Annotated in this window: 6 protein-coding genes and 1 tRNA gene; 4 read left to right on the plus strand and 3 right to left on the minus strand. The window is 49.0% G+C overall.

Annotated elements, in window-relative coordinates; translation table 11 throughout:
- The first annotated feature begins 315 nt into the window (after nucleotides 1–315).
- The 3 genes from C5O23_RS13760 to C5O23_RS13770 all read left to right on the plus strand — a co-directional run bounded on the left by C5O23_RS13760 (nucleotide 316) and on the right by C5O23_RS13770 (nucleotide 2,155).
- The gene (locus tag C5O23_RS13760) at nucleotides 316–963 is read left to right on the plus strand and encodes a 50S ribosomal protein L25/general stress protein Ctc (RefSeq protein ID WP_107033487.1); all 648 of its coding nucleotides are present in this window, start codon (nucleotides 316–318) and stop codon (nucleotides 961–963) included.
- Nucleotides 964–1,118: 155 nt separating this feature from the next.
- On the plus strand, nucleotides 1,119–1,682 hold the full coding sequence (gene pth / locus C5O23_RS13765; protein ID WP_107033488.1) for an aminoacyl-tRNA hydrolase: 564 nt from the start codon (nucleotides 1,119–1,121) through the stop codon (nucleotides 1,680–1,682).
- Between the two features lie 41 nt (nucleotides 1,683–1,723).
- Complete coding sequence (locus tag C5O23_RS13770; RefSeq protein WP_107033489.1) at nucleotides 1,724–2,155, plus strand: RNA-binding S4 domain-containing protein; 432 nt, start codon at nucleotides 1,724–1,726, stop codon at nucleotides 2,153–2,155.
- Between the two features lie 213 nt (nucleotides 2,156–2,368).
- Here the strand turns inward: C5O23_RS13770 and lptB are convergent, their stop codons facing one another.
- From lptB to C5O23_RS13785, 3 genes are all read right to left on the minus strand, one after another.
- Nucleotides 2,369–3,166, minus strand: coding sequence for an LPS export ABC transporter ATP-binding protein (lptB, locus tag C5O23_RS13775; protein ID WP_107033490.1), 798 nt, complete (start codon nucleotides 3,164–3,166; stop codon nucleotides 2,369–2,371).
- A gap of 31 nt (nucleotides 3,167–3,197) precedes the next feature.
- Nucleotides 3,198–3,824, minus strand: a complete 627-nt coding sequence (udk, locus tag C5O23_RS13780; protein ID WP_107033491.1) for a uridine kinase — start codon at nucleotides 3,822–3,824, stop codon at nucleotides 3,198–3,200.
- Between the two features lie 187 nt (nucleotides 3,825–4,011).
- Nucleotides 4,012–5,217 (minus strand): site-specific integrase, encoded by a 1,206-nt coding sequence (locus C5O23_RS13785; protein WP_107033492.1) that lies wholly within the window; start codon nucleotides 5,215–5,217, stop codon nucleotides 4,012–4,014.
- A 391-nt stretch (nucleotides 5,218–5,608) separates the two neighbouring features.
- Between C5O23_RS13785 and C5O23_RS13790 the strand changes: the two genes are divergently transcribed.
- A tRNA-Gln gene (locus C5O23_RS13790) sits at nucleotides 5,609–5,679 on the plus strand.
- Nucleotides 5,680–5,957 lie beyond the last annotated feature (278 nt).

The raw sequence follows: 5,957 nt of genomic DNA on the forward strand, positions 1-5,957 counted from the left end.
CAAAAAAATTCCCCTGCCGTATCATCGACAGGGGTCATTTTTATTTTGCCCGAAGGGGTCAATCTTATTATGCCCGAAGGGGTCAGTCCCGCGTGCCCGAAGGGGTCAAACTCTCGCGCCTTTTCCACCAACCTCAGCCGCTCAAAAAGAGCCGGATCAGCCGCTGCTGTTAAATAATGTGAACAGATGTGATGTAATCGCAGAAAATTCAGTAACTTTGCAGTCGCTTTTTAGCATCCCCGTGTGATGGGAAATTAAGGAGCAATTGAATTACAACTTAATTTTGAGTAACACAATCAAACAAATCAATCAGAAATGAAGACATTTCAACTGACTGCCGAACCCCGTACAGACCTCGGCAAAAAGGCTACCAAAGCCCTCCGCAAAGAAAACAAGATCCCCGTGGTTCTCAACGGCGGCGAAATCGTTAACCTTCCCTATGAGAAGGCTCTGAAACCCGGCGAAAAGCTTGTGGAGATCGGCAACGGCAAAGGCCTTGTGACTACTGACCTCGTAGTGACTCAGGACGCAGTCCGCAAACTCGTCTACACTCCCGATATCTTCGCTATCGAGCTTACTGTAAACGGCGAAACCCGCATGGCTGTCCTCAAGGACATCCAGTTCCACCCGGTTAAAGACACCATCCTTCACATGGACCTCCTCGAAGTGACTGACAAGAAGCCCGTCACCATCGAAGTTCCCGTTCAGCTCGAAGGCCACGCAGAAGGTGTGAAAGCCGGTGGTAAGCTCAACCTCTCTATGAAGAAAATCCGCGTGAAAGCTGTCTACACTGAAATCCCCGAACGTGTGGTTATCAACGTTGACCACCTCGGCCTCGGCAAGACTCTCCAGATCGGCGAACTCCACTTCGACGGTCTCGAACTGATGAACGCCAAGAACGCTGTTGTCTGCGCCGTTCAGCTCACCCGTGCCGCCCGTGGTGCTCAGGCCAACGCTCAGTAATCTCAGCATCAGCGCACACCGCGCATAAACCGATTTCATTGCGACAGATTTTCTCGACCTTTTTCAAGCCGGGAGAATCTGTCGCTTGTTTAGCGGGCATCCGGGAGCCACCTCCCCTGCCCTACACCACATCAACCCTACTTTTAACCACTCCAATGAAGTACCTGATAGTCGGACTGGGAAATATCGGTCCGGAATATGCCAACACACGCCACAATGCCGGCTTCAGAATCGCTGACGCTCTTGCCGCCGGCGGCAACGCAAGCTTCTCGACCGAACGCTATGGCGATATAGCCCGCATGAGGGTCAAAAACGCCCAGCTGGTGATACTCAAACCGTCCACCTACATGAATCTTTCCGGAAATGCCGTCCGCTACTGGAAAGAAAAAGAAGGTATAGAGATTGAGAACATCCTTGTGATTGTTGATGACTGCGCCATTCCCTTCGGTGCCATCCGCATCAAAGGCTCCGGCAGCGATGCCGGACACAACGGACTCAAAAACATAGCCCAGATGCTCGGCACACAGGCCTATCCCCGTCTGCGGTTCGGCATTGGCAACGATTTCCCGCGCGGAATGCAGATCGAATACGTGCTCGGTGCATTCACAAAGGCCGAGGAAGAGGCTATGCCTGAAAGGATCGACATTGCCGTAGAAGCCATAAAAGCATTCTGCCTCACAGGCATCGAAAGAGCCATGAACATGTACAACAAAAAGTAAGCCCCGGACTCTCTACGCAGACACAAGATAAAAAAAGCATCATGAACGAAGTCAGAATAGATAAATGGCTATGGGCCATGCGCATATTCAAGACGCGCACAATCGCCACGGAAGCCTGCAAGAAAGGCCGCGTGTATGTCGGCGACGCACTTGCCAAACCATCGCGCACAATCAAAGTCGGCGATGTGGTGAAGGTGCGCAAGCCACCGGTGACCTACTCTTTCCGTGTGCTCGCCCTGACCCAAAACAGACTTGGAGCCAAGCTCGTGCCTGATTATATGGAAAACATCACACCCAAAAGCGAACTCGATCTGCTTGAGATTGTAAAGATCTCCGGATTCATCGACCGCCGCAAAGGTCTTGGGCGCCCCACCAAACGGGAAGGACGCGAACTTGCCGAATTCACAGAATCAATGTCTGACGGCTGGGATTTCGACTTCCTCGAAGATGACATCGACGACGATCTCGATTGACTACTTCGCCTTCCAAAAGCGCAACAACCTCAAAGGCTATGCTTCTTATCAAAATCTTTGGCCCATACCCGGCGAGCAAATCGCACTTTCTCCCGGATGGGTTCAGAACCCTGGTTGCTAATCACTCAATTGCCCCCCTATTTAGCAAGCAATAAAAAATCAGACCGGATGTGACCGATCTGATCCTGATTTCTGACGGCGCCGAGGGCTTTGCTATTCGGCGTCGAATTTTTTGCGGTAGAACATGAAGTCTCGGCCGAGATATTTCTCTCGGACAACCGGATTTTCTGCCAGCTCCTCAGAAGTGCCCTGGAACAGGATCTTTCCTTCAAAAAGCAGGTAGGCACGGTCGGTGATGCGCAATGTCTCCTGCGCGTTATGGTCTGTGATGAGAATGCCGATATTTTTTTCCTTGAGATGATAGACCACAGACTGGATATCCTCGACCGCAATCGGGTCGACCCCCGCAAAAGGCTCGTCGAGCATGATGAATTTCGGGTCGATAGCCAGACAGCGGGCAATCTCCGTGCGGCGGCGCTCGCCGCCTGAGAGCTGGTCGCCAAGATTATGACGCACTTTTTCAAGGCTGAATTCAGCTATCAGGCTTTCAAGCTTGTCGCGCTGATATTCAGCCGATGTGTTGGTCATCTGCAGAACGGCCTTTATATTGTTTTCCACGGTCAGTTTGCGGAACACGCTTGGCTCCTGAGCAAGATAGCCGATGCCGTTCTGCGCCCGCTTATAGACCGGATATTTTGTGATGTTAAGATCGTTCAGGTAGATCTGTCCCTCGTTAGGAGTGATCAGCCCTACGGTCATGTAGAAAGTAGTCGTCTTGCCGGCTCCGTTAGGTCCGAGCAGGCCTACAATCTCTCCTTGCGTCACGTTGATCGACACATGGTTTGCAACTGTTCGCTTGCCATACTTCTTCACAAGATTGTCTGTGCGAAGCACCATCTTGTCAGGTGTGCCTACCGGTATCGAAGGCTGTATATTGGGATTTTGTTCCATCTGGTGGGGATGCTTGCGTGGAGAGATAGATTTAACGGTTTACAGTAGTGCGTCTGAGGCGCGACTCTATGTAATCGGTCAGCAGCTGAATAGCCACCACATTGCTTCCGCCTTGCGGCACAATCAGATCGGCATGACGCTTTGTCGGCTCGATATACATCTCGTGCATCGGCTTCAACACATCCTGATAACGGTCAAGCACCATAGCCGGAGTGCGGCCACGCTCCACGCAATCACGCGCAATGACTCTGATCAGACGTTCGTCGGCATCGGCATCGACAAAGACCTTCACATCCATCATGGATCGCAGCACCGGGTCGGTCAGCACAAGAATGCCCTCCACAATGACCACCTCTCGCGGATCGACTCTGACTGTCTCTGCCTGGCGGGTGCAGGTCAGATATGAATATGTTGGCATTTCAATCGAGTTGCCGTCCTTGAGACGCTTGAGATGCTCTACAAGAAGAGTCCATTCAATGGAGGCCGGTTCATCAAAATTAATCTTACTGCGTTCCTCAACCGGAATATGACTTGAATCCTTATAATAAGAGTCCTGAGGCAGGACTGCAACTTCGCCCGGAGGAAGGCTGTTGATTATCTTGTTTACAACGGTGGTCTTGCCTGAGCCGGTACCACCTGCTATTCCTATGATTAACATAACGATTGGAAACGGGTATAAAATGATTTCTCTGACGGGGTGGAGAGTGTCCGCGAATAAAAATTATTGCAAAGTTAATCGGCTTGAAGCGATTCTCCAAATTTATAGTTACTGATTTTGTAATTAAAAAAGTCATTGTATGCACATCAGAAGGATTGGATCTGAAGACCGACACCGGCCATTAAAATCAAAACAGCGAACTGATCACTTTTGAATTGGCCCTGTCAATGGCCGAAGAATCAATTGATGAAATATAGATCCTCGTGGTGCGCTCAGAGTCATGGCCCATCCCCTGGCTTATCACACTTATTGGAACCCCCTGCGTGCATGCCACAGAAGCCCATGAATGACGGGCGGAATAAAGAGTGAAGCTCTCCGGATAGCCGGCAAGCACAGCTATCTTCTTAAGACTGGAATTTATGCGGTATGAAATATTCCGGTAAGCATAAGCCAGGTTCGATTGCGGATTTATCAGTATCGGAAACAGATATGGACTCGTGTTGGAGGGATATTTGTCAATTATGCGCTGCATCTCGGCAGTCCACTTCAGTTTTAGCATCTGCCGCGTTTTATGCCGGCTATACGTAAGATATCCGTTGTTCAGGTCAGTCTTAAGGATAAAGGCCATATCTATAAAACTCATCCCGCGGGTGAAAAAGCTCAGCATGAATATGTCTCTGGCATAGTCAAGCGCAGGCGATGCCGCGAGGTCCATTGAATGAATCCGTCTGAGAACAGTCAGTGGCAAAGCCCGCTTTTCAGTCTTGTCAACCCCGGTGTACACATGACGGAAAATTCCAGGCAAGACAAAGGCCCCTTCATCGGCAGCCGTATTACACACCGCGCGGAGCACCCGCATATAAAACGAAGTCGTGTTAGGACGCAGCCGCCTGGCCTGAAGAAAAGCCTCGTAACGCTCGATCATGTCAGCATCTATCAAGTCAATGATTATATCTTCACCATGAAGAAATGACTTGAAACTGTTCATCGTCGACCGGTAATTCTGAGCAGTCCGGATTTTATTCTTGAGCTTAAGCTGCCCGATACGATGCTCGAAGAAAGCAAAAAGTCGGAATCTTGCCACATAACTTCTGCACTCATCCGCAATGTCTCCTACATTATAAAAAAGCATCGTCTTGTCAAGACGGCTGATTATCGCCTTCACCCGCCCGATGTGACACTGCAGAGAATGATTCACTCTGTAGAGCTCTTCCCGGCGGCCTGCTGATCCGGAAGCGACAAAACCACCCCTCTCGGAATCCCATTCCGCGGCATTGACAATATAAGGAGTAGAAATCAGCTTGACCTGACGCTCATGAATAATCTGGATATATAGACGTCCTTGCTCCGCATCGCCTACCAAGGGCCTGAATTTAACTTTTACAGTAGCCATTTGTAACGTTTTTTTGCCTCAATATACTAAATTCAGTCCTGCGGACACCAATTAAATCCAACTCACCTGATCATCCCCGACACATTTTGCCAGAACTCACAAGCATCGGAGTCTATCCCAATGCAATCCGCCACAAAAAAATCAAAAAAACTGCATTTTGGCGACACCCCGCCAACACCATCAATAACCAACTGAAAATCAAGCGACAACCTCACACAACAGTCCCAATCCAAACAACCGGTTCACAAAAAATCAGATAAAAAGAGAAAAAACATTGAAAAAAGTTGCCGAAATATTTGCAGGATTCAAAACAAACCCCTACCTTTGCACCGTCAAAAGGAAAAACGAGTAAGCGAGCTCAAAACAAAACCCGATGACAAACAAAAAAAATTGCCTTGTGGTGTAATGGTAGCACGTCGGATTCTGGTTCCGCCTGTGAGGGTTCGAATCCTTCCAAGGCAACACTTTAAAATCGCAACTGATTAAATATCAATCAGTTGCGATTTTCTTTTGCCATTTTTGCACAACAATTGCACAACAGAAACCGAAAATCTCTTTCAAAATTCATCGTCATTCATCATCATTCAAGCGCAGTAGTTGATGGAAAACCCAGGCTCGGATGACCCCTTAGACCAGGTTGAATTGACCCCTTAAGCCAAAATATCACTGACCCTTTTGCCCAATATAAAAATGACCCCTGTCGACGTAATGTCAGCAGGGGATTTTATATGTATCTTTGA

It is taken from the genome of Duncaniella muris, from assembly GCF_003024805.1.
Lineage (GTDB): Bacteria > Bacteroidota > Bacteroidia > Bacteroidales > Muribaculaceae > Duncaniella > Duncaniella muris.

What these genes read in the sequence shown, in the direction of transcription:
- C5O23_RS13760 (WP_107033487.1), top strand. Translation starts at nt 316, where the DNA reads ATGAAGACATTTCAACTGACTGCCGAACCCCGTACAGACCTCGGCAAA.
- pth (WP_107033488.1), top strand. Translation starts at nt 1,119, where the DNA reads ATGAAGTACCTGATAGTCGGACTGGGAAATATCGGTCCGGAATATGCC.
- C5O23_RS13770 (WP_107033489.1), top strand. Translation starts at nt 1,724, where the DNA reads ATGAACGAAGTCAGAATAGATAAATGGCTATGGGCCATGCGCATATTC.
- lptB (WP_107033490.1), bottom strand. Translation starts at nt 3,166, where the DNA reads ATGGAACAAAATCCCAATATACAGCCTTCGATACCGGTAGGCACACCT.
- udk (WP_107033491.1), bottom strand. Translation starts at nt 3,824, where the DNA reads ATGTTAATCATAGGAATAGCAGGTGGTACCGGCTCAGGCAAGACCACC.
- C5O23_RS13785 (WP_107033492.1), bottom strand. Translation starts at nt 5,217, where the DNA reads ATGGCTACTGTAAAAGTTAAATTCAGGCCCTTGGTAGGCGATGCGGAG.